The following is a 24,061-nucleotide window of genomic DNA, read 5'->3' as shown; positions in this document are numbered from 1 at the left end:
TACACTTTCTTTTAATTAGAAATAAAGGCTTTCTACAATTTCACCAGCAATTTTAACTTCACATTTATCGCCAGATTTAGAGTTAGATGACTGAATTGCACCAGCCACCGCACCAAAAACGCCACCTTGATTATTCAATACCGAACTAAAGTAACAATAGCTTGAAACATTCACATCTTGGTAATTTGTATCTAAGTTAAGTGTTGGTGTGTACGGCGGAAAACGCCCCTTCATTACTGGATCACCATTCACAGTGAGCTGTACTTCATTACGTTTTGTGTCGTACTGACCACCAAAAACATACGTTTTTCCTTTGTATGCTATGGTTTTTTCTTGTGCTTGAATCGGTGGTGTAGAGCCACAACCTGCAAGAGTAAGTGAAGAAAGTGCAACGAGTGAAAGTGTGATTGATCTTAACATTTTTCAATTTCCATATAAAAATAAGACGTAAATACTCTACTTTATTGGAAATTTTGGTTCAAGCATTTCTAATAAAGAGTTCGAGTGAAAATTCTAATCGAAGGAATTTAAACGCTATAAAAGCTGAACCTGCGTTGTTTGAGATTGCCTTTTTTTAAAACTTTGAAGTTAGTAAACAGCTAGTATGAATTTTTAATTACAAAAAAACACCGGCGTTTGCCGGTGTTTTTTTAAGTTATTAACTTGCAGAAGTATCTAATGGCTCAAAGCTTTTCACAAGCTCATCTACCGCTTTCATTTGACTTAAATACCCTTCAAGCTTTGCAAGCGGCAGTGCGCACGGACCATCACATTTTGCACTATTAGGATCAGGGTGAGCTTCGATAAATAAACCTGCTAAACCTAATGCCATTCCGCTTCTTGCCAGTTCTGCTGCTTGTGCACGACGGCCATCTGCTGAATCGGCACGTCCACCTGGGCGTTGTAATGCGTGAGTTGCGTCAAAAATAACGGGCGCTTGATGCTTCATATCATCCATTCCCAGCATATCAACAACGAGGTTATTGTAGCCAAAGCTCGAACCACGCTCACATAAAATAACTTGGTCGTTACCTGCTTCATTAATTTTTTTAATAATATGACGCATTTCGTGAGGTGCTAAAAACTGTGGTTTTTTAACATTTATCACTGCACCTGTTTTAGCCATTGCAACAACAAGATCTGTTTGACGAGCCAAAAATGCAGGCAATTGGATCACATCAACAACTTCAGCAACAGGTGCTGCTTGATATGGTTCATGTACATCTGTAATCACCGGTACATTAAAAGTGTTCTTAATTTCTTCAAATATTTTAAGACCCTCATCTAAACCAGGGCCACGATATGAATTAATTGATGAGCGATTCGCTTTATCAAATGACGCTTTAAACACATATGGAATATTAAGCTTTGATGTTACTTCTACATAATGCTCAGCAATTTGCATTGCCAAGTCACGTGATTCAAGCACGTTCATACCGCCAAATAAAACAAATGGCTTGTCGTTGGCAACGTCGCAGTTACCTACTTTGATAATTTGTGTATTCATTCAAATTCCTAACTGAATTATTAACTTCCAACGAGTTGTAAGACCTGTCCACAGAACCAAGCCGCATAAGTACCTAAAGCGTAACCTAACACAGCTAAGAGTACCCCAACAGGTGCTAATGCCGGATGAAACGCAGAAGCCACAACGGGTGCTGACGCTGCACCACCAATATTTGCTTTACTGCCTACTGCAACATAAAAAACAGGCGCTTTAATTAGCTTAGCAACAACAAATAATAAAATGACATGCACAGCCATCCAGATTAAACCAATAATCACGTATTTAGGTGCTTCAAAAACTTTACCAATATCCATATGAAGACCAATAGTGGCAACAAGAATATATAAAAATGCACCGCCCACTTTAGATGCACCTACGGCTTCAAATTGACGTGCTTTGGTAAATGACAAACTAAGTCCTATTGTTGTTACAACAAAGATGATCCAGAATAATTTTGAATGCAGTGAAAACTTTTCGAGTTCAGGATAATTCGCTTGGAAAAAAGGCACTGCAGTGTCTGCAATTAGATGCGCAAAACCTGTTGCACCAAAACCAAACGCGACTAATAGCATTAAATCTCGCAGCTCTGGTTTACGTGAATTTTGCTTCTCAAAATGGGTTACTGTATCAATTAGTTTATCAATAGAACTGGTATCTGCACCGGTATGCTTATCAATTTCTTTGTGGCGCGCCGCAAGATATAACAGGCCTGCCATCCAAATATTGGCTACAACAATGTCTACTGTCACCATAATTGTGAAGATATCACCATTGGCTTGGTAAATTTCTTTCATCGCAACCATATTAGCGCCACCGCCAATCCAACTGCCAGCAAGTGCCGCCATACCACGCCATAATTCGCCTGCACCATCTACGCCTAACAATTCTGGCATAAAGGTCGCTGCCACTAAAAGCGCAATTGGACCACCGATTACAACCCCTACCGTACCTGTTAAAAACATGATAATTGCTTTAGGACCGAGCGCTGCAACCGCTTTTAAATCAATACTTAATGTTAATAACACTAAACACGCAGGTAACAGATAATATTTAGCAACCGTATATACTTTGTTCCCTTCACCATCCACTATGCCGAATGTATTTAATAATGACGGTAAGAAATAGCACATCAAAAGCGCTGGTACATATTTATAAAATTTTGCCCAAAAACCACTTTTAAGATTAGATGTATAAAAAACAAATCCTAAAATAATGGCCAACATGCCCATAACGACTGCGTCGTTTGTGAACATAACCGAGTGAGAGTCCATTAGTTTGCTTCCTGTATTTTTGTTTTTGATTAATGAATGGTGCGAAGATGCTTATCCATTTCCTCAATTTGGCTTTGTAATAGCTCAATTGATGGATCATCAGGGCATTCTTCAATAAACTTTTCAAAGTCTTTTTTAGCTAATTCGTCACAGTTTAGATTCTGTAATAAATAGCCACGGTCGCGAAGCTCATACGGATCACCACCCGTTAAGACCATTAACTTTTCAACACATTTAAATGCTTCGCCGTAGCGCTTTTCGCTTATAAAAGCCCATTTTTGATGTGCTAAAAATAATTTCTCAACGTCTTCTTCAAATAATTGCTGAAATGCATTTTCAAGGCTATTGTCTTCATCATTTTCAGGTTTGATATACCAACGCTGGGAGCCAGAACATGGGTCAATTAAATAGCCTTCGCCTTGGCTTACTTCGAGTAATACCTGGATATCATTTTCAAAGACCAGCATTTCCACATCAAACCCGAGTTGTTCCATTACATACGTTAAGATCATACCAAGAGAAATTGTACTCCCAGTGCGATAATGTAAGGTGTAAGCAACGCTGTTTAATAAACTCATCGGTACTTTTTGGCTGGTACCACTAAAAGCCCAATCACTATAAAAACTATCTAACAATGAATTTAGATTCTGCTCGATTGTGTTTTCGGATTTTTGTGTTTTAACCGCCATTAAGACAAGTTCAGAAAGTTTATCTTTACATGCAAGATGATCGAATTTATTTAGCCATGATGATTCATGATTTAAACACGTAAATACTGGCGCTTCGACTGCTGCTGTGTATTCTTCCTCAGAGATATCAAACATCAATACCCTTCGGTCTCATAGTTACTAAAAATTACTGCCAGTTTATCGTGTTTTACTATGAATACCAACGTTCACAGCAGAATAGATAAAGAATAGAGACTAACTTTATGCTTTAGCTCAAAAAGACTTTAACGCTTTTTAACTTTGTGAAAATAGAATTGTTTAAAAGATAAAAGAAAAGGCTGAAAAATCAGCCTTTAAAAAAGAAATGGTGTTTTAAACCTTGCTAGATAGAAAATGGCAAAAATAACCGTTGTTGCAAGTAACAATAAAGAAAGCTGGCCTTTTATGTGTTTTTGCCTAGCCATCAAAATACCCACTGCAATATAAGCAACAACTAAAATAATCTTTTCGAGTAACCAAGGTTGATTATGAGGACTTAAGCCTAAGGTCATTGCAAGTGCAACAGCTGAAACCAGCAACAATGTATCAACACTGTGACTACCAATGAAAAGTAATTTGTTTTTAGCTAATTGCAGCTGCTTTATTCTCGCAAAAGCACGGGTATAAAAAAGCACAATACTGATTAATGCCAATAACATATGGGTATGTTTTAACGCTGTATATTCCATTTTTACTACTCTGGATAATTATTTAAAATTTGTTCGAATGTATTGATATTATTGAGTAAAACATCAACCAATTTAGGTTCAAAATGCTTTCCTCTTTGCTCTGTTAATTCTTGAATAACTTGATCTAACGTCCACGCTTCTTTGTAGCAACGCTTATGTCTTAATGCATCATAAACATCTGCTAACGCAACAATGCGGCCATAAACATGAATTTCATCTTCTTTAATGCCGCGCGGGTAGCCAGTACCATCCCACTTTTCATGATGATCACGTGCCAAAATAGCACCAGCTTGAATAATGTCACGACGTGAGCCGGATAAAATATCATGGCCTTTCATGGCATGAGTTTGCATCACTTTCCATTCTTCATCATTTAACGCGCCAGGCTTATGTAAAATGGTATCTGGAATACCCACTTTACCCACATCGTGAAGTGGTGCAGCATATCGCAAAATTTCAGCTTCTTTATCGGTAAGCCCATAGCCTTTTGCTAGTTCATAACTGATTAACGAAACACGTTTAACATGATTGCCTGTTTCAGAAGAACGTTGCTCAACAGCTTCACTCAAGCGGTAAACGATTTCACGTTGTGTATCTTCAATTTCAGACTGTAATTGCACATTTTCATAAGCAATTTGTACATTTTGTGAAAAGATTTCAATAAGATCTTTATGTGTCTGAGTCAAACTTTTTGGGATCCCAGACACATACAGCATTGAGTTGTGGTTAAAACGGCTAGAGCAATACGCAAATAAGTAATCTTCTTTATAAACAATACTTTTATTTTGAAGCGCCTCTTTACATGCTTCTAATTGCTTTTCTGAAAGCACGCTATTAACAGGCTTACCTTCACTTTGTTCAAATTCGCCCTGTCCTGCAAAGACTATCAGCTCTTGCTCTTTTTCATTGGGATTACTGGCAACAAGTGATGTGGCATACATAGCTTCATCAACAGATCCAAGAATAGAGGTCAGCTGTTGCATTACACCGTGGATAAACGTGTCCATTGAATGAGCAGAAAAAATATCACGAGATGCCGTAATAATTTTCTCAAGCCCTTGCCTTGATTGTTCAATAGATAAAATATCGCGATAAGAACGCAAACTCGACATCACAACTGTAAACAGTTTTTGTGCGGTAAGTTCCGTCTTAGATTTGTAATCATTAATATCGTAATTAACAATTACATGGCGTTCAGGTGCCTGACCTGGTTGACCGGTACGAAGAATAATACGTACATGATTATTTTTAGCTTCTTCACGTATATATTGCGCGACTTTAAGCCCTGCATCGTCCGTTTCCATTACAACATCGAGTAATACAATCGCGGCATCAGGGTGCGCTAGAATCATTTGCTCAGCTTCTTTACCTGAAAACGCACTAATAAATTCTAAACGCTTTCCTTGGAAAGAAAAGTCACTCAGTGCAAGTTTTGTTACGGCATGAACTTCGGGTTCATCATCAACTATTAATACTTTCCAAGTACCGCAATTATTTTCTTGCTCAGGTGTTTGCTCTGATTCTTCCGAAAATAAAAAATCACTTGCCATCTTATCCATACCCCTTATGACTGCTTAGCTAACGCACCGAATTAAATAACTAATCTGGGTCCCATTTGGCTAAGGTTACACGGTCATTGCCGCCTAAATCTTTCTCTGTTGTTATAACTTTATATGCCATTTTTGCAAAAAAATCACGTACTAACTGGCCTTGATCGTAGCCATGCTCAATCAATAACCAGCCTTTTGCTTTCAAATATTTACGACTTGTTTTTATTATATGCTCAATATCCGCCATGCCCTGCTTTTGAGCAACCAATGCCGAAAGCGGTTCAAAACGAACATCACCTTGTTGTAAGTGAGGATCTTGAGGGTCGATATAAGGTGGGTTTGAGACAATAATATCGTACTGTGAATCACTCAACGCACTAAACCAATCACTTTGTAAAATTTCAGCATTTTCAATTTTGAGTGATTGTTTGTTTTGCTTAGCGAGTTCAACTGCTTCCGGTTTAAAATCAACCGCAGTTACTTGCCATTGCGGTAGTTCACTGGCAAGCGATAACGCAATCGCACCCGTACCCGTGCCTAAATCAAGTAATTTACCTGTGTTTTCTGAGGCTTTGGTTAATGCAAGTTCAACGAGCGTTTCGGTATCTGGACGCGGAATTAATGTCGCGGGACTTACTTTAAAATTTAGGCTCCAAAATTCACGGTACTGTGTAATATGCGCCACAGGTTCGCCCAACTTACGTTTTTCAATCGCAGTAAAAAAGTGTGACTGCTGATCATCTGTAAGTTCTTTTTCAGGCCATGTAAAAAGGTAGGTACGTGATTGATTGATTGTCGCGAGAAGCAGTACTTCAGCGTCTAATTTAGGGGATTCAGAGGTCGTAATTAAAGCACTTGCGCCAAACGCAAGTGCTTGTTCAAGTGAATAATTATTCATCGCCCATCGCTGCAAGTAGATCTGCTTGGTGTTCTAGCACAAGCGGATCGACAATTGAGCCTAAATCACCTTCAACAATTTCATTTAACTTATAAAGTGTTAAATTAATGCGGTGATCTGTTACACGACCTTGCGGATAGTTATAAGTACGAATACGCTCTGAACGGTCACCACTACCAACTAAATTACGTCGTTCACTTGCTTCGGCAGCCATACGTTTTTCATCTTCCGCTTGTTGTAAGCGTGATGCAAGTACACTGAGTGCTTTTGCTTTATTCTTATGTTGCGAACGCTCATCCTGACATTCAACAACCACGCCTGTTGGTAAGTGAGTAATACGAATTGCCGAGTCAGTTTTGTTTACGTGCTGACCACCGGCACCAGATGCACGGAAGGTATCGATTTTTAAATCTGACGGGTTAATTTCAATTGCTTCAGCTTCAGGTACTTCCGCCATTACCGCTACAGTACATGCTGAGGTGTGAACACGCCCCTGAGATTCTGTTTCAGGAACACGTTGAACACGGTGTGCACCTGATTCAAATTTAAGTTTTCCGTAAACACCATCACCAGAAATATTGGCAATCACTTCTTTAAAGCCACCGTGCTCACCTTCATTCGTGCTCACAATTTCAACTTTCCACTTTTGTGTTTCAGCGTAACGGCTATACATACGGAATAAATCACCCGCGAAAATAGCAGCTTCATCACCACCCGTACCTGCACGTACTTCTAAAAATACGTTGTTATTATCGCGTGGATCTTTCGGTAGCATAAGCACTTGAAGTTCATCTTCTAACGCTTCAATATTGGCTTTGGCTTCTTTAAATTCTTCTTGTGCCATTTCACGCATATCAGGATCGTTGTCTTTTAGCATTTCTTCTGCTGTTGCAACATCTTCTTCAGCTTGACGATACGCATTAAATGCTTTTGTTACTTCTTCAAGTTCTGAGTACTCTTTTGATAACGAACGGAAACGGTCTTGGTCTGAAATAACTTCAGGGTCACTTAACAGTGCTTGTACTTCTTCGTAACGCTCAACCAGCGTTTCTAACTTTCTATAAACGGATTCTTTCATTTAAGCTTGACGCCTATTAATTATCTAAATCTAAAACTTTTTTGATTTGTGCAAGCTTGGCAATATCATCTTCTTCTGCCGCTTGCTTAATCGCTTTTGTAGGTGAATGTATAATGCGATTTGCTAATTTGTTAGCAAGCTCATTTAATACTTTCTCTGGATCTTTACCTGATTTTAACTGACCTTGCGCCTTTTGTACTAACTCTAATTTGATTTGTTCAATATTTTCGCGGTAACTGCGGATTATATCGACGGAATCTAGCGCATTTCGCCAAGTGACAAATTCGTTGGCTTTATTTACTATGATTTCTTCAGCTTCAGCCGCCGCACGCTCACGGGATTCCATATTCTGATTAACAATCTCTTGTAAATCATCAACTGAATAAAGGTATGCGTCATCAAGTTCTGCCACTTGCGCTTCAATATCGCGCGGTACAGCAATATCTACTAACAGCATCGGCTTATATCGACGCGCTTTAAGAGCTTGTTCAACCATTCCCTTACCAATAATCGGTAAGGTACTTGCTGTGGAGCTGATCACAATATCAGCCTCAATTAAACTTTCCGGCACGCGTGCTAAAGGCACAACTTTAGCGTTAAATTCTTCAGCTAAATTTTCCGCTCTGGATAACGTGCGGTTGGCAACCGTCATATGCTGACAGCCATTTTGATATAAATGACGTGCAACTAGCTCGATTGTTTCGCCTGCACCTATCAAGAGCACTTTGGTTGGTTCTAAATTACCATAGATGTGTTTTGCTAAATTTACCGCAGCATAAGCTACAGAAACGGCACTCGCTCCGATATCTGTTTCGGTACGCACCTGTTTCGCTACTGAAAAACATTTCTGAAATAAGCGTTCAAGTAATGCATTAACAACCCCTGCTTGTTTCGCTTTAGCATAGGATTGTTTTATCTGACCAAGTATTTGTGGTTCACCTAATACCAATGAATCTAACCCGACCGATACGCGCATTAAATGTTGGATAGCCGCAAAGTCTTGATGCTGATAAATATGCTCAGCCAGTTCATTCTCACCAATTTTGTGAAATTGCGCTAACCACTCAATAAGCACTTGGGGATGTTGATTTTCAAGGATACAATAGAGTTCTGTACGATTACAGGTAGACACAACAACGGCTTCATTTACACCAGATTGTTGGCAAAGCTGAGAAAGGGCAACATCGATTTGCTCGGGTGAAAACGCCACGCGTTCTCTGAGTTCAACAGATGCTGTTTTATGATTAATGCCTAAAGCAACTATGGTCATTATGTCTACAATTTGTTTTTAGCACGTTTTAAAGCGATTAATTTTACGTAAATCAAGTCAATAAAAAAAGTAAGGATTTAAGATTTGATGCAATTACGCATGATATTTGTCATATTTTTGGTCTTTTTGAGTGGCTGTGCAAGTCAATACTTCGATAATGCGACAGTAAAAGAAAATTGGCAAAGACAATTACTTCAACAGGATACTTGGCAAGCCCAAGGAAAACTGGCGATTATTCAACCAAACAAACGACAAAGTGCGAATTTATTTTGGTCCACTACCCCACAAAAAGATAATTTAAATCTCACCAGTTTTGTCGGTACATCTGTTTTAGCACTCGAAAAAACGGCAAAACAAGCGACTCTTGAACTTGATGGCGAAACGCATACCGGAAAAAATGCGCAACAATTAGTTTATTGGTTAACAGGTATGAACTTGCCTTTTTTAGATGATCCTAATTGGTTAAAGGGATTACCAAACACCACACAGTACCTTTCCGATGAGCTAAATCGAGTTAACCAAGCTACGTTAACTGATTCTAAGGGCGAGCAGTGGCAAATTTCGTACAATGATTATAAAAAGCACGGTGGTTATTGGCTGCCTTATTCAATTTCGCTAACCCACAGCAGTGTAAAACTTAAATTAAAAGTATATTCATGGCAGATTTAAACGAACTTTCTTTAATTGCTCCAGCAAAACTCAATTTATTTCTTCATATAAATGGCCGTTTAGAAAATGGTTATCATGAACTAGAGACACTGTTTGTGTTTTTAGACTATGGTGACACCCTTCATTTTAAAACTAACACGAGCGACAAAATTGTATTAACTACACAAATTTCAGGGCTAAATGATAGTGATAATTTAATTTACAAAGCAGCAGTTGCATTAAAAGAAGCGACTGGTTGTAAATTAGGCGCTGAAATTTCTTTTGATAAACGTTTACCAAGTGGTGGCGGTGTTGGCGGTGGCTCTTCCGATGCAGCAACTACCTTGCTTGCACTAAACTCACTTTGGCAATTAAATTTATCATTGCAAGAGCTCGCTAATATTGGTGTACATCTTGGTGCTGACGTTCCCGTATTTATTAATGGTCGCGCTGCGATTGCGCATGGTATTGGTGAGCAGCTTGAAGCTGTTGAATTACCCGAAAAATGGTACTTAGTAGTTCACCCAAATGTGCATATTAGTACAGGATTAATCTTCAACGATCCTGACTTACCACGTAATACACCTAAATTATCAAGCCATTGGCAAAGCGTTAATCATCGCAATGACTGCGAAGAGTTAGTGAAAAAGCGCTATCCTGAGGTTGAAAAGACCCTTAACTGGTTGTTAAAATACGCCCCGTCGAGAATGACAGGTACCGGCGCATGTTGTTTTGTCAGTTTTGAAACACAACACGCAGCCCAAGCAGCGTTAAATATGCTCCCTGACACTTGGCAAGGCTTTGTAGCAAGAAGTACGAACATATCTCCAGCACATTCGGAGCTACGTACTAAACTAAATTAATTATTGGTAACTAACGTTACCCAAAAAAGTGCCTGAGGAAACCTACCGTGCCAGACATGAAGCTCTTCGCTGGTAACGCAACGCCTGAGTTAGCTCAAAAAGTTGCAAAACGCTTATACATTGATCTTGGTGACGCTGAAGTTGGTCGTTTTAGTGACGGTGAAATTAGCGTTCAAATTAACGAAAACGTACGTGGTTCTGACGTTTTCATCGTACAATCTACTTGTGCGCCTACTAATGACAACTTAATGGAATTAATCGTAATGGTTGACGCACTTCGTCGTGCATCAGCTGGTCGTATTACTGCGGTTATCCCATATTTCGGTTATTCTCGCCAAGATCGTCGCGTGCGTAGTGCTCGTGTACCAATCACCGCGAAAGTAGTTGCAGATTTCCTTTCAAGTGTAGGTGTAGACCGTGTTCTTACGGTTGATTTACACGCTGAGCAAATTCAAGGTTTCTTCGATGTACCTGTTGATAATGTTTTCGGTAGCCCAATTCTACTTGAAGATATGAAAGCTAAGAACTTCGAAGATGTAGTCGTTGTATCTCCAGATATCGGCGGTGTAGTTCGTGCACGTGCAATTGCAAAATTACTAGACGACACGGATCTTGCGATTATCGATAAGCGTCGCCCACGCGCTAACGTTTCGCAAGTAATGCACATTATTGGTGATGTTGAAGGTCGTGACTGTATTATCGTTGACGATATGATTGATACTGGTGGCACATTATGTAAAGCCGCTGAAGCTTTAAAAGAGCATGGTGCACGCCGTGTATTTGCATACGCTACACACCCAGTATTATCAGGCGCAGCTGCTGAAAACATTAAAAACTCAGTAATTGATGAAGTAATTGTAACTGATTCAGTACCACTGACAGATGAGCTTAAAGCAATCGATAAGATTAAAGTGCTTACTCTTGCTGATATGCTTGCTGAAACAATTCGTCGCGTAAGCAACGAAGAATCAATTTCAGCACTTTTTGAGCATTAATCTCTAGCTCAAAATCACACTTTTTAAAACGCAGGCGAGTCCTGCGTTTTTATTTTTTAATAAAATTATTGCTAGTTCAATTTTCTGGCTATTTCTTTTTCTTACTATTTCAAAGCACTATTATTTCCTATAAAGCATTCAATTTTTTACCACTTTAAAATCCCCTAAGTAAAATCATTCTGTTTTCATTACTGAATTTTTAGCATTACTCTGATTTTTTCTATCTATACTTAACTTAAATTTTTCCTAAAAACTTCTTTATAGAAGGATAGGTTCCATGTTTACTAAGTTAAGACTTGTTCAGCAACTATCGATATCATTTGGTGCCATGATTGGCTTAATGGTTCTGCTTGCTTCAATCGCTTATTTTGGTTTAAGTAGAGGATATACCAATTTTGTAGAATATCGTGAACTTGCTAGAGACAGTAACTTAGCAGCCATGGTGCAGTCTAACTTGCTTCATATTAGGCTTAATGCACTTAAATTTTTAAAAGAGCAAAACCCTGAAAGCGTTGCGCAATTTAAAGAGCGCGAAAAGCAACTTAACGAACTGTTGCAACAAGCCAAAGAAGAGATTGTTGAACCAGAACGTTCACGATTAATTCACAGCTCTTACGATAAAGTAATTGCCTATGAAGACGGTTTTTATAAAGTTGTCGAACTTTTTAATAAGCGCAATGACATCGTATCAAAAGAGTTAGATGCAAATGGCGCTAAAATTCGAAAAAACATCAGTGAAATAATTAGAACCGCTTATGAAGATGGGGACACTGATGTCACCTATTTTGCAGCACTGGTTCAAGAGCAACTATTGCTAGGCAGGCTCTATACCACCAAATTTTTAGTCACCAATACCCAACAAGATTATCAAAGAGCAAAACAAGAATTTAGTGCTTTAAACGAGAACCTTGCAGACCTCGATGACAATACACAATCTAAAAACAGGCGTGCTCTATTAGAAGAAGCAACTACATTAATCAAATTATATGTAGCTGGAATTGATAATGTTAATGCAGTCATAACCGAACGTAATTTGATTATTCAAGGTGTACTTAACAAAGTAGGCCCTGAAATTGCCTCTGAACTTGAACAAGTCAAATTATCAGTTAAACAAGATCAAGACACATTAGGACCACTTGTACAATCTCAGAGCGAAAGCACCATAACTACGATTATTATTGTATCAGTTATCGTAGTACTTGTAGGCGCATTCTTTAGTTGGTTTATTACTGTAACAATACGTAAACCAATTGGCGGCGAGCCAATTGAAATTGAACATATTGCAAATCGTATAGCCGATGGCGACCTCACTATATCCTTCTCTAAAAATGGTGATGAGACAGGTATTTATAAAGCCATGGGCGAAATGGTCGAAACATTAAGACATATTATTGATAACCTGAAATCAGCCACGAAAGAACTTACTCGTGCAACGACTATTTTGGATGAGAATACAGCAAGTTCAATGCAAGGTGCTGAACACCAAATGGAGCAGCTAAATCAAACCGTGCTGTCAATGAATGAGATGGCATCTACCGTTGCTGAGATCACTCAAAGCGCGCAACTTGCTGCAGATGCAGCGACAAATGCTGATCAGCAAAGCCATACGGGTAAACAAGTAGTTGATAATACAAGAAGTGCTATTGATAACCTCGTCAGTAATATTGAATTAGTTAGTAGTTCAATAAAGAATTTAGAAAGCGAAACTGAATCTGTAGGGTCAATTCTTGATGTGATAAGAGCAATTGCAGATCAAACAAATTTACTTGCTCTCAATGCTGCTATTGAAGCTGCACGTGCAGGCGAGCAAGGACGGGGATTTGCAGTAGTTGCTGATGAAGTGAGAAGTTTGGCCAGTCGCACGCAGCAAAGTACTGAAGAAATTCAAACCATGATCCATAAGTTACAAAACGAAGCTAAAACCTCAGTAGATCAAATGAATGCCAATTTAGAAAGTGCTCGTATCACAACAGAAAAAGCGGATGAAACCAATTTGGCTCTTGATTCTATTTCAAGCTCTGTTGGCACCATCAGAGATATGAATATGCAAATAGCCGGAGCTTCTGAAGAGCAAAATGTGGTAACGCAGCAAATTACAGACAGTGTTGGCCAAGTTAATGAAATGGCAGTGCAAACTGTTGCTGGCGCAGAAAAAGCAGCCGAAACAGCTAGAGGCCTTGTCGGTATCGCGTCAAATTTAGAGCAGTTAGTAAATCGGTTTAAAGTATAAAAAAGGGAGCATTTGCTCCCTTTTAATCTAATCGTTTTAATTTAACCGCTTGGCTCTGAGTACGTTTGTAATATTTACTCAGTGACTTATCGTGTGCCCGCCGCTCTTGTAAAGAAGCTGTATTAAATTGGTTTTCTTTACGTAATTTTTGATAGTTCAAAAATCGACGTTCCGCTAAGTCGCCCAATTCAATTGCTGCTCTCACTGCACAAGCATGTTCGGCTGTATGACTACAATCCGCAAACTTACAGTTATTTGATAACATTTCAATATCTTTAAACGTCGCCTCAATGCCATCAGTTACATCGGCTAACTGCAATTCACGCATGCCAGGAGTGTCAATAATGACCGCACCACTTTCAAGCATAAGTAAATGACGACTGGTAGTTGTGTGCCGTCCTTTACTATCTTGTTCACGGATTGCGCCCGTATTTTGCACACTTCCACCTAAAAGCGTGTTGCTTAAAGTTGACTTACCAACACCTGATGAACCAAGCAATACAATACTTGTTTGCGGTTTTAGCCAAGGTGCAAGTTGTTCATTCACTTTATCGTCACAACAATTAATTACTTCAACGTTTAATAGAGGATCTAACCCTTGTACTAATGCTTGCTTTTGCTCGCAATCATCAACTAAATCCGCTTTTGTTAAAATAATTACGGCTTCACATTCAGCCTCATTCACTAATGCTAGGTAGCGTTCAATCCGATTCAAATTAAAATCATCATTAAGCGAACACATAATAAATGCAACGTCTATATTCGCAGCAATGTGTTGCACTTCACGCTGTGAGCCTACTGATTTTCGTGAAAATAAGCTTTTACGCTCAAGTAACCTAGTAAATTGATGCGCTTCATCAAGTAACAGCCAATCACCCACAACACACTTTGATGTTGTCATTGTTATTGGCAACATTAGTAGCTGCTCTGTATTATCAACAACTAATTGACTACGATGCTGCTCAATTACACGTACTGGTATGGTATCTGACCACTCTTCCATATTTAATTGTTGTTGAAAGAATGGCTGCCAGCCAATAAGGTTTAACTTGTTAATATTTATCATTTTATGCCCTTAAATATTTTAAAAAAGGGGCTTTTAACCCCGGTAATTGGTACCGGGTGAAATTATTTATGCATTACACCCGGTTGGGTTTAAAACAATCATCAAAATCTCCTATTTAGTTTTTTATTCAAAATTACACATTAACAAAGCAAAGCTGAATTTAAAGTTAATTTTCTATGCTTTGGAAATTATACGCTTTAGTTCCCCACAGTGGCACCGTCGATAAACTGTGTTTAAAACTACCAGAAGTTTCTTTTGTAGAATAAGCAAGATACATCAAGGTTTGGTTTTCTTTATCTAAAACGCGCCTTATTTTCATTGATTTGAATAAGACACTTTTAGATTTTTTAAAAATCACTTCACCTGAATCCGACATATCTATTTTTGCAATCATCTCTTTGGTAATTGGGCCTGTTTGTCTGCATGCAATTGAGCTATCACTTGGGTCGGATAGGCTCAAATTGGCTTCAATAGAAGCAACATGACATGTCACTCCAGTGATAATTGGGTCTTTAAAATGATTGAGTTTAATATCTTTAGTTGTAAACATACCTAGTGATACATCACCCACTTCATTTGAGTCACAACCAACTAAAAATGTACTTACCAGTAAAGCGAAAAACCATTTTTTCATTTTAAGCTCCTTAATGCCCACTTGTTATTCGTATCTTAACGCATCAATGGGGTTGAGTCTTGCAGCTTTAATTGCAGGTACCAATCCAAAGATAACACCGATTGCTGAAGTGAATCCAAATGACAACAAAATTGCCCACATCGGAATGTACGCATCTGGCATACCGGGTACAATTGCGGAAATTGCAGCAGCAGCGCCATATCCTGTCACAAGCCCTATAATGCCACCAAAGAGACTTAAAACCACCGCTTCAACCAAAAACTGCAGCATTATAAAGCCTGGTGTTGCGCCTAATGCTTTCAATGTACCTATAATACGCGTGCGCTCCGTTACCGAAACTAGCATAATATTCATCACACCAATACCACCGACAATCAAGCTAATACCTACGATACCTGCGGTAATGGCTGTTGCACTTCCGGTAAATTTATCAATATTTTCTCGCGCCTTTTCAGCCGTTTCAAATTCAAAATCATCATGTTCATCTTTTGTTAGCTTATGATTTTGTCGCAAGATTCGTTTCATTTGCGCGAGTGTTTTGGCTTCATCAACATCAGCTTTTAAGCGAAACATAATTTGGAAATAAGGTTTGCGCTGATTCCCTTCAAGCAATTGCATGGTGCTAATCGGAATATTAATGTAATCATCTTGGTCAAACCCTAAAAAGCTACCTTGCTTTTCAGCAACACCAATAATTCGAAACCACTCTCCCCCAAGTTTTATATATTCGCCAACAGGGTTTTTAGGTAGCTTTAATTTTTCAATTAAACTTTCCCCAATAAACGCAACGCGACGGCGTTTTTCATCATCTTGAGGGCGAATGTAGCGACCCGATTCAGGATAAATGCGATAGGCTTTTTGGTAATTCGACTCCGTCCCCACTACTCGCGTATTATGGCTTTCACCTTTGTACTCCACAGCTCCTTGAAAACGAAATGCCATCATTTGTGCTGTTATCGTATCAAACCCCTCTACTTTCCCTTTGAGTGTTTCAAAATCATTCACTGTTAGGTACGAGCGCTTACCAAGCATTTCTTGTTGTGGCGTTGTATAAGGTTTAATGGTTGTCACATCGGGTGCCATATCAGCAAGTTGGTCGTTAATTTGTTTAGTAAAACCTTGCATCACAGCAACCACAGTAATAACTGCCGCAACACCAATAATGATGCCTAAACAAGTAAGTGCGCTTCGCATGGCATTTGCACGAATTGCTTGCAGAGCAGCTTTTGTACCCTCAATAATCGCGAGAAATGATTTAAACATATGCTTTTTCCTCGCAATTTCGGGTATCAGATACCACGTTACCATCGACTAAACGGATCACTCGGTGGCAATGTTCAGCAATTTCTTGCTCGTGAGTAACCAGAATAATTGTGTGCCCTTCACGGTGTAATTCATCAAATAACGCCATGATTTCATTAGTTGTTTTACTGTCCAAGTTACCGGTTGGTTCGTCCCCTAATAAAATATCCGGTTTAGTTACCAACGCCCTTGCAATTGCTACACGTTGCCTTTGGCCGCCTGATAATTGTGATGGCAAATGATTGAGCTTGTCGCCAAGTCCCACTTTTTCTAGGGCTTCTGTCGCTAATTTTTGTCTCTCTTTTGCTGAAATAAAGCGATAAATAAGCGGCTGCATTACATTACTTAATGCACTTGCACGGGGAATAAGGTTAAAGCTTTGAAATATAAACCCCACACTTTTATTCCGTTGACCAGCAAGTTCCGTTTCTGTCATTTTTTTTACAGGTTTACCCTGTAATACATACTCACCACTGGTGGCAACATCTAAGCAACCGATAATATTCATTAGCGTTGATTTACCTGAGCCAGAAGGACCGATAATCGCCAAATATTCATTTTCATCTATGGTTAAACTCACATCATCGAGTGCTCGAAATGTTTGCTCGCCCATATTATATTCTTTACGAATGTTATTAAGCGCGATCACTGACATCTTTGCTGTCCTTTTCATCCGCTTTTATCTTAACTTTTTCGCCTTCTTTTAGTTTGCTAATTGCACGAGCTGGCCCTATCACAACTTTCTGCTGGGCACTTACACCATTTTCAATAGCTTGTTCAATATCTGATGAAACCCCTAATTCAACAGATTTCTTTGTCACTGTATTGTCATCATTTAACAACCATACATAATGTTTGTCTTTTTCATTTTGAACGGCTTCAATAGGTAACTTAATTGCATCTTCGCCTATTGCAGTAGCAATTTCAGCGCGGCAACTCATACCGGCATAAAGTGTACGCTCATCAGTATTCAATAGTACTTTTACTTTAAATGAACGACCTTGCGAACCTGCAAACTGTTTTGCTGAAGTGCCAATATGAATGACTCGGCCAATAAACGGTTTATTTGGGTAGGCAGCTGCATAAATTTCAGCTTCTTGATGGAGCTTAATGTTTGCGATATCCGTTTCATCAACTTTAAGCTCTGCAAGTATTTTACTTGGATCAGCAAGTAACATCAGATCAGAGCCGACAATATTGGTGGTACCGGCTATGACCGTTTCGCCTTCTTTAATATCTACTGAGGCAAGCAAACCACTCATAGTTGCTCTAAAAACACTTTTACTTAAACGATCTTCTGCAATAGAAAGTGATGCTTTTGCTTGATTGAGTGATTCTTTGCGCGCTTCCACATCAATTTCAGCGAGTTCTTTCGCATTTTTTACATTGTCATAAACTTCTTGCTGCGAAAGACCAACATCATATAATTCTTTTTGACGCTTTAACTGTGATTCAAAGTTTTTGAGTTGTGTTTGTGCACGTTCAATATCAATTTCGCTTTGTCTTACTAACGCTTTATAACGGTCAACTTCAGCTTCAAAGGCTTCGGTGTCGAGTTGCATTAGCATATCGCCTTTTTTAACTCGTTGCCCTTCTTCTACAAATACACGCTCTACTCGCCCTGTAACTTCTGAGCGAAGTTGTACTTGTGTGTTAAACACCAGTGTACCTGATGCCAAGATGGAATCTTTTATTTTACCTTTTTCTGCAATCGTTACTTTAACTTCAGGTACTTTACTGTCTCCTTTGATTTGCTGACTGACAATCAGTGCAACAAATGCGGCGATAGCAACCACTACAATTACAAGTTTTTTCATTTTCAACCCCTGAAAAAAAGCAGCACATTAAAGTGCTGCAATGATTGCCCAAATACCGTAAATTAACAGGCTTGGTAGTAATGCAAATAGTAATGCTTTGTTATTGCTAAAGTTTGTCCAAGATTTTAAGCCAACATAAGTTAGTACCAACGACCAAATTGAAAAAATATTGATACTTTCTAATAGCCCTGCAAACGCATGGTTTGCTTCAAAGCCAAATACTAATTGATTAAGTGAAGCGAATGTTAAGACACTCATCGGAATATCACCGGTTGAAGCTGTTAACACCAAGGCAATAGTACCCATTGCAGCGAAAATAGTTGGTAAACTGGTGAATGCAGTAAATCCAAACCAATCGCCATAGTTCATATGACAATCCATATCTTGTTTGCCAATCAAGTAGTAATAAAGCGCAAAGATACAAAAAATGGTTGGTACACCAATCAACACACCAATTGCAGAGAAAATCCACATCATTGGGAACTGCTGTGCGGTCATCGCCTCAGCTTGTTCTAGTTGTGCTGGGTTATAATCGCCACTTTGTTCCATTTGTGCTACTTGTTGCTCAACAAAGAAAGCTTGATCAACTGAGTTGAAATAAATTACTTGCGCTGAAACGCCAAAAATAAAAATTAATATGATTGCCAGCCATGACCAGCCTTTTGCTTCTTTTAATCCGTTAAACGCTTTTGTTGGCGCTAAAAAAGTATCGCCAATTGCGCTGATAGCATTTTCTGATTTCATAGTGTTACCCGTTTTAGTTGTTTTGATTCACAAACCATAACAACCTGAAACATTTTGAAAAACTAAAAATGATAAACGGTTAAAATTGATTTCGAACGGTAAGTAAAAATAAAGATGTGTGGATATTCGTTTATTTAATAAACACCTTTAGAAGTAATGTTGAATGGATTAAAAACAAAAACACGTTTGAATTCCCTTTCAAAAATCAGTTAATCCAATGGAGAAGTTGTGCTTTCAATGCTATCGCATAAACCTAATTCACATTTATGACTTTCAAAGTAACTTAAGTTTAGCTCTGCCCATTCAAAATCTCGTTCAGCGGGATCTTTTCTGCCTTCATCACGGGCTTTTTGATAGGCTAATACAGAAACTAATAATTCCATACATTCCTCCAACAACGCAATTAACTCTGTCATTGGTAATTTACGCAATTGAACAAAAACGCGATCACATTTACTATCAAACTTTTTTTGCTAAGAAAGTGCGCTACAAACTGCAGAATACTTGACTCCTAGCCAACAGACGATTAGCCTTTGCCGCTTTTTAAGGGCGCTATTATGAATAAATCCCAATTAATAGATGAAATTGCAAAACAAAATGACATTACAAAAGCCAAATCCAAACTAATTGTAGAAAGCCTAATGAATAGTATTGTTCGTTCTTTATCTGAAGGTGATTTAGTGCAATTACCAGGCTTTGGCAGCTTTTCATTGAGCTATCACCCAGAAAAACAAGGGCGAAACCCACAAACAGGTGAGCAAATAACGATTGCAGGGCAAAATAAAGTCAGTTTTAAAGCAGGTAGTAAATTAAAGCAAGCGCTAAGTAAATAGCGCTTTACTTACCAATTGGGCGCAAATCTTTTATCTCGATTTCATCCAATTCTTCTTTGAGATAATCAAGTACATTATTAATAAAACGATGGTTGATAAAAAGATCAACCGAGCTTTTTGCAGTACGAAGAATCACATGCGTATTCGTTGCTTCGATTTGCCTTATTTCATCTATTGCTACCGATACCGACAAACCTTTTATTAATCTTGCAATAGGCGTATCTCGAACATACAAAACACCCTCAGATTTCGTGATTAAGTGGTTAACACTGTTTAACTTTTTTGAATATGTCAGCCACATCATAAAAAGCCACATAATAAAACAAATGATGATCAGAACGATCATTTAACATCCTCTTTGTTAGACAGCTTATAACGAGTAAATAACCAGCCTAAAGCAACTAACGATAAACCTAAACCAATAAACGAAATCGCTCGATAAAGCCCATCAAAATGCGCCATATCAAACAAAAATGCTTTTAATATTACAACCAGCAATATAGCAAATCCGGATTGATAAAGTACTGCTTTGTTCCTCTGTTGCCCTAAAAGTATAAAGCCAGCAGCAATCAATAACCATACCACTGAATAGGCGTAAATTTCAGCCTGACTGGTCGCAAGCCTGAGCCAAATTTGATTTACTTGAAAATAGTCACGGATCACACCGTTTATAAATAAAAAACCAAAGACTGTAATTAAAGGTAAGAGTAGTTTTTGTTTACTAATTTCTAAGATGCCTGGCAGAAGATTAAAGTGATAAACAATGCCAAGTACTATTGCAGGTGCCGCCCAAATTACTAGTAACCAATTTAAAAAGAAGTATTCCCCTACTGAAATAGACGTTAAAAACGGATTATATTCTGTATTAATCACCACATGCGCCAAAGCACTTGCTATTGTAAGTCCTGACGCAGCATATAAGTAAAGCTTTCGCTCATTTAATTTATATCGCCAACTATACACAGCAGCAAGCACTAGCCAGTTCATCGATAAAACAGCAAGTTCAGCAAAATTAAGATTATTAAAATCTGGATATCGTCCAACTAACAAGTAACTTGTTTCAGTTGTTACAAACAACGCAACTAAATGAACTAAAGCACCTTCATACCATTTTTTTAGTGCTAGGTTGGTATGCAGTCTATAAGCAAAGTACACTAAGGCTGTTATTATTGGTAAAACAATTAAACTCCAATGCACACCAACAATTGTTTCATTACTGTACTTTGCAGTCCATGGCGAAAGCGTAATTCGAGTCATCACAAGTGTTAGTGCAATTTTGCTTAACCACAATGGCAGCTCTATTTTAAAGCGTTTTTGACCATAGGCGATAAGTACAAGCTGACTACAGATTGCTAACGTTAATGTGCTCGCATTTAGCCACATGGATGCGACTAAAGCCAAATTAGTATTTGCCAGAATCCAGAAAGTAATTTTCGCCATAACATGATTGGACCTAGTTGTTTGCCATAATGCGTAGGCGGCTATCGACATCAAATAAAACGTCCAAAGTGAATACAACGCTGTTTCAACTTCTTTCGGAGAAACAATATACGAAAGAGCAAACAGTAATACGGGTGCTGTTGCTAAGAGCAAGCTAAAACTTGGCCGCTCATTATGTACCTTTTGAAAAACAACTGCATACACGAAATAACTTATCGCCGTCACCTGAGCAAATAAAAACATGCCTGAAAAAATAAGCATTGAGTCAGTTAATTCAATTGGCGGCGGGTAGTTTAGAATGACAAAACAATTAAAAAGTAATGACACAAATGGCCATGAATCAAATGCACTGTGCCTAAGTGGTAAGTATAAACACAAACAGGTTAATAGTATGGTGACCATAATTAAACTGCTATTAAAGCCGTGCAATATATAAAATAATGAAAGTAGGAAAACACTTAGCACAATTGCTAACTGTTCTTTTCTTGGCATTAATAAGATTTTTATTGGCAGTGCTTCTACATTAATACGAGTCAATCGCCAGCCCAAAACACTTGAAACTACATACAAGTACAAGCCAACGAAAATTGTCGCTAAAATTATCCAAATATCGGCTTTATCCGCGATAAAAACACTTATACTCAACCATAAAAAATGGCCGACAAAACTTTGCCACCATAGCCATTGTTTAGCTACCTTGTGAACCACCCAAATAGCAGCCAGTGAAACAAAATTTACATACAATAGAAGAGCAAACACATTATTACTGCCTGTGCTCACTAATGCAGGTACCGCATAAGCGCCAATAATACCTATTACCGCGAGTAATGGACCAAACCGAAGTGCTAACGCTGTGGCTAAAAGCGATATTACACCAAGTCCTACAAACGCAATAAAAGGTGAAATAAACTGATAGTAGCTAAAGGTAACGAGCACTAAAGCAAAGCCAGTGATCACTCCGCCACTCGCTAGCGCCGCACAGGTGGTAATATACTCTGCACTTCCATGATGTTTGCGATAGAGATACTCTGCCAGTACAACTAGTGAAGTGGCAAAAACGCCACCAATGATTAACCTTACAGTAATTGAAATAAGCCCAGATTCTATTGAATACTTCGCAAGAAACACACCTCCAAGGGCGAGAATTGCCCCACCAATCCAAAGTAAGCCATTGTTAGCTAGAAACATTTCTAAGCGCTCAGCCAAGCTTACTTTAGTTTTATTAACTTGCTTAATAGACGTCTTATTCGTAGCGGCAGCTTTTAGATTCTCTGTTTCTGTTGCTTGATATTCTGGTGAACCTTCGTGCAATATTGGTTTCGAAGATTGTTGTGCCGATTGAGATACATTTTCAAATTCAGTGGGCGGAGATTGGCTCAATTGGTTTTCAGCAACATTATCACTTAATTTTTTTACCAGCGACTTTAAATGAAGCACTGCAAGTGTCAGTTCCTTTATTTTTTCATCTGCACTTCGTATTTTGGCAAAGCTTATCCATGCTACGGTCACACCGCCTAAGATAAATAATGTGATTAACAAACCAATAAGTGCTAATAGTGTTTCCATACATTTTCATATAAATTAAACAACAGTCTTGCTTTAATGTACCTTGAATGGCTATTTAAATGAATAATTATAAAAATAAAACGGTTTTAATAACAGGTGCTTCTAAAGGTGTCGGCGCTGAGACAGCGAAACAATTTGCGAAACTAGGAGCGAATGTTGCGCTAGTCGCAAGGAATGAAGGCCCACTAAAAGAACTTGCTGAACAAATTAACCAATATGCTCATGCCGAAATATTCCTTTGTGATATTGGTGATATTAATAACCTTGCTACGCTCGTTGATGACGTAATTAACACCTTTGGTTCAATAGATGTCCTTGTGAATAATGCAGGTCTGCATCATCGTGGGGAATTTCAAGGTCTGTCACCCTTACAAGTGACTAATATGGTTCAGGTCAATTTAACAGCACCACTTACCTTAACCAGCTTGTGTTTACCTTATCTTAAAAAATCAAATAATGGTGCAATCGTCATGGTAGGTTCTCTTGCGGGTCGAGCACCACTGCAAGGCGCCGCAGTTTATGCTGCAACCAAAGCAGGGTTAAGAGCATTTACCTATTCATTGTTCGATGAATTAACACAATACAATGTCAAAGTGGCAGTTGTATCTCCGGGTCCGATTAATACCGGTTTTATTATGGACGAAATAGACGACGTGGAAGATATCGTCTATTCACAGCCTATGAGTAGTGCACTTGATGTTGCCAATGCCATTGTTGCACTATCAATTAATGACAAAGAAGAAATAGCAATGCCTTGGTTTAGTGGCAAACTCACCACTTTGGCTTATCTTTTCCCAAAATTAAGACGCGCACTACGTCCCATGTTATACAAAATGGGCGCAAAAGCTAAATTAAAATATAAAAAACAGCGATTATAGGAACTCTCGCACTGTCAGTAAAACCCAAAAAAAATTATAATAAACCAATAAAAACAAAAATATAAGGATCAACCT

The 24,061-nt window shown here is 38.5% G+C and carries 24 protein-coding genes; 6 read left to right on the top strand and 18 right to left on the bottom strand.

Annotation, left to right across the window (positions count from 1 at the left end; all coding sequences use genetic code 11):
- Positions 1-15: 15 nt before the first annotated feature.
- The 9 genes from AAEU29_RS12500 to hemA all read right to left on the bottom strand — a co-directional run bounded on the left by AAEU29_RS12500 (position 16) and on the right by hemA (position 8,970).
- Entirely contained in the window at positions 16-420 is a 405-nt protein-coding gene (locus AAEU29_RS12500) for a hypothetical protein (RefSeq protein ID WP_421973656.1), read from the bottom strand.
- Positions 421-658: 238 nt separating this feature from the next.
- Entirely contained in the window at positions 659-1,507 is an 849-nt protein-coding gene (gene kdsA, locus AAEU29_RS12495) for a 3-deoxy-8-phosphooctulonate synthase (protein ID WP_421973655.1), read from the bottom strand.
- Positions 1,508-1,527: 20 nt separating this feature from the next.
- Complete coding sequence (locus AAEU29_RS12490) at positions 1,528-2,778, bottom strand: DUF819 family protein (RefSeq protein ID WP_421973654.1); 1,251 nt, start codon at positions 2,776-2,778, stop codon at positions 1,528-1,530.
- A 29-nt stretch (positions 2,779-2,807) separates the two neighbouring features.
- The gene (locus tag AAEU29_RS12485) at positions 2,808-3,602 is read right to left on the bottom strand and encodes a tetratricopeptide repeat protein (RefSeq protein WP_274759949.1); all 795 of its coding nucleotides are present in this window, start codon (positions 3,600-3,602) and stop codon (positions 2,808-2,810) included.
- Positions 3,603-3,799: 197 nt separating this feature from the next.
- Entirely contained in the window at positions 3,800-4,174 is a 375-nt protein-coding gene (locus tag AAEU29_RS12480; RefSeq protein ID WP_421973653.1) for a SirB2 family protein, read from the bottom strand.
- A gap of 5 nt (positions 4,175-4,179) precedes the next feature.
- A complete protein-coding gene (locus AAEU29_RS12475; RefSeq protein ID WP_421973652.1) occupies positions 4,180-5,724 on the bottom strand; it encodes a DUF3369 domain-containing protein in 1,545 nt (514 codons plus the stop codon).
- 49 nt (positions 5,725-5,773) lie between these two features.
- A complete protein-coding gene (prmC, locus tag AAEU29_RS12470; RefSeq protein ID WP_421973651.1) occupies positions 5,774-6,622 on the bottom strand; it encodes a peptide chain release factor N(5)-glutamine methyltransferase in 849 nt (282 codons plus the stop codon).
- A complete protein-coding gene (gene prfA / locus AAEU29_RS12465; RefSeq protein WP_421973650.1) occupies positions 6,615-7,700 on the bottom strand; it encodes a peptide chain release factor 1 in 1,086 nt (361 codons plus the stop codon). Before prfA ends, prmC begins: the two co-directional genes overlap by 8 nt.
- A 16-nt stretch (positions 7,701-7,716) precedes the next feature.
- The gene (hemA, locus tag AAEU29_RS12460) at positions 7,717-8,970 is read right to left on the bottom strand and encodes a glutamyl-tRNA reductase (RefSeq protein ID WP_421973649.1); all 1,254 of its coding nucleotides are present in this window, start codon (positions 8,968-8,970) and stop codon (positions 7,717-7,719) included.
- Between the two features lie 87 nt (positions 8,971-9,057).
- On the opposite strand from hemA, the gene lolB reads away from it, so the two are divergent.
- From lolB to AAEU29_RS12440, 4 genes are all read left to right on the top strand, one after another.
- Complete coding sequence (gene lolB / locus AAEU29_RS12455) at positions 9,058-9,639, top strand: lipoprotein insertase outer membrane protein LolB (protein ID WP_421973798.1); 582 nt, start codon at positions 9,058-9,060, stop codon at positions 9,637-9,639.
- Entirely contained in the window at positions 9,627-10,481 is an 855-nt protein-coding gene (gene ispE, locus AAEU29_RS12450; RefSeq protein ID WP_421973648.1) for a 4-(cytidine 5'-diphospho)-2-C-methyl-D-erythritol kinase, read from the top strand. Before lolB ends, ispE begins: the two co-directional genes overlap by 13 nt.
- Positions 10,482-10,528: 47 nt before the next feature.
- On the top strand, positions 10,529-11,476 hold the full coding sequence (locus tag AAEU29_RS12445; RefSeq protein WP_421973647.1) for a ribose-phosphate pyrophosphokinase: 948 nt from the start codon (positions 10,529-10,531) through the stop codon (positions 11,474-11,476).
- Between the two features lie 277 nt (positions 11,477-11,753).
- Positions 11,754-13,706, top strand: a complete 1,953-nt coding sequence (locus AAEU29_RS12440) for a HAMP domain-containing methyl-accepting chemotaxis protein (RefSeq protein ID WP_421973646.1) — start codon at positions 11,754-11,756, stop codon at positions 13,704-13,706.
- Between the two features lie 22 nt (positions 13,707-13,728).
- Here AAEU29_RS12440 and rsgA read toward each other — a convergent pair whose 3' ends face one another.
- From rsgA to AAEU29_RS12405, 7 genes are all read right to left on the bottom strand, one after another.
- Complete coding sequence (gene rsgA / locus AAEU29_RS12435) at positions 13,729-14,772, bottom strand: ribosome small subunit-dependent GTPase A (protein WP_421973645.1); 1,044 nt, start codon at positions 14,770-14,772, stop codon at positions 13,729-13,731.
- Between the two features lie 166 nt (positions 14,773-14,938).
- Entirely contained in the window at positions 14,939-15,406 is a 468-nt protein-coding gene (locus AAEU29_RS12430) for a CreA family protein (protein ID WP_421973644.1), read from the bottom strand.
- Between the two features lie 24 nt (positions 15,407-15,430).
- Positions 15,431-16,669, bottom strand: a complete 1,239-nt coding sequence (locus AAEU29_RS12425) for an ABC transporter permease (protein ID WP_421973643.1) — start codon at positions 16,667-16,669, stop codon at positions 15,431-15,433.
- The gene (locus tag AAEU29_RS12420) at positions 16,662-17,363 is read right to left on the bottom strand and encodes an ABC transporter ATP-binding protein (protein ID WP_421973642.1); all 702 of its coding nucleotides are present in this window, start codon (positions 17,361-17,363) and stop codon (positions 16,662-16,664) included. Before AAEU29_RS12420 ends, AAEU29_RS12425 begins: the two co-directional genes overlap by 8 nt.
- The gene (locus AAEU29_RS12415) at positions 17,344-18,525 is read right to left on the bottom strand and encodes an efflux RND transporter periplasmic adaptor subunit (RefSeq protein ID WP_421973641.1); all 1,182 of its coding nucleotides are present in this window, start codon (positions 18,523-18,525) and stop codon (positions 17,344-17,346) included. Before AAEU29_RS12415 ends, AAEU29_RS12420 begins: the two co-directional genes overlap by 20 nt.
- Positions 18,526-18,552: 27 nt before the next feature.
- A complete protein-coding gene (locus AAEU29_RS12410; RefSeq protein WP_421973640.1) occupies positions 18,553-19,269 on the bottom strand; it encodes a YIP1 family protein in 717 nt (238 codons plus the stop codon).
- A 209-nt stretch (positions 19,270-19,478) separates the two neighbouring features.
- Entirely contained in the window at positions 19,479-19,652 is a 174-nt protein-coding gene (locus AAEU29_RS12405) for a hypothetical protein (protein WP_421973639.1), read from the bottom strand.
- Between the two features lie 174 nt (positions 19,653-19,826).
- Between AAEU29_RS12405 and AAEU29_RS12400 the strand changes: the two genes are divergently transcribed.
- Positions 19,827-20,102, top strand: coding sequence for an HU family DNA-binding protein (locus AAEU29_RS12400; protein WP_421973638.1), 276 nt, complete (start codon positions 19,827-19,829; stop codon positions 20,100-20,102).
- A 4-nt stretch (positions 20,103-20,106) separates the two neighbouring features.
- On the opposite strand, the gene AAEU29_RS12395 is transcribed toward AAEU29_RS12400, so the two are convergent.
- Positions 20,107-20,448, bottom strand: a complete 342-nt coding sequence (locus tag AAEU29_RS12395) for a hypothetical protein (protein WP_421973637.1) — start codon at positions 20,446-20,448, stop codon at positions 20,107-20,109.
- Positions 20,445-23,108: a DUF2339 domain-containing protein gene (locus AAEU29_RS12390; RefSeq protein ID WP_421973636.1), complete on the bottom strand. Its 2,664-nt coding sequence runs from the start codon at positions 23,106-23,108 to the stop codon at positions 20,445-20,447. Before AAEU29_RS12390 ends, AAEU29_RS12395 begins: the two co-directional genes overlap by 4 nt.
- Positions 23,109-23,167: 59 nt before the next feature.
- Here AAEU29_RS12390 and AAEU29_RS12385 point away from each other — a divergent pair, with 59 nt between their 5' ends.
- Positions 23,168-23,986 (top strand): SDR family NAD(P)-dependent oxidoreductase, encoded by an 819-nt coding sequence (locus AAEU29_RS12385; protein WP_421973635.1) that lies wholly within the window; start codon positions 23,168-23,170, stop codon positions 23,984-23,986.
- Positions 23,987-24,061: the final 75 nt, after the last annotated feature.

The sequence above is a fragment of the Pseudoalteromonas aquimarina genome, from assembly GCF_049257255.1.
Classification (GTDB): Bacteria; Pseudomonadota; Gammaproteobacteria; order Enterobacterales; family Alteromonadaceae; genus Pseudoalteromonas.
The sequence above is the reverse complement of the archived record's forward strand: the minus strand, read 5'-3'. Positions and strand labels throughout refer to the sequence as shown.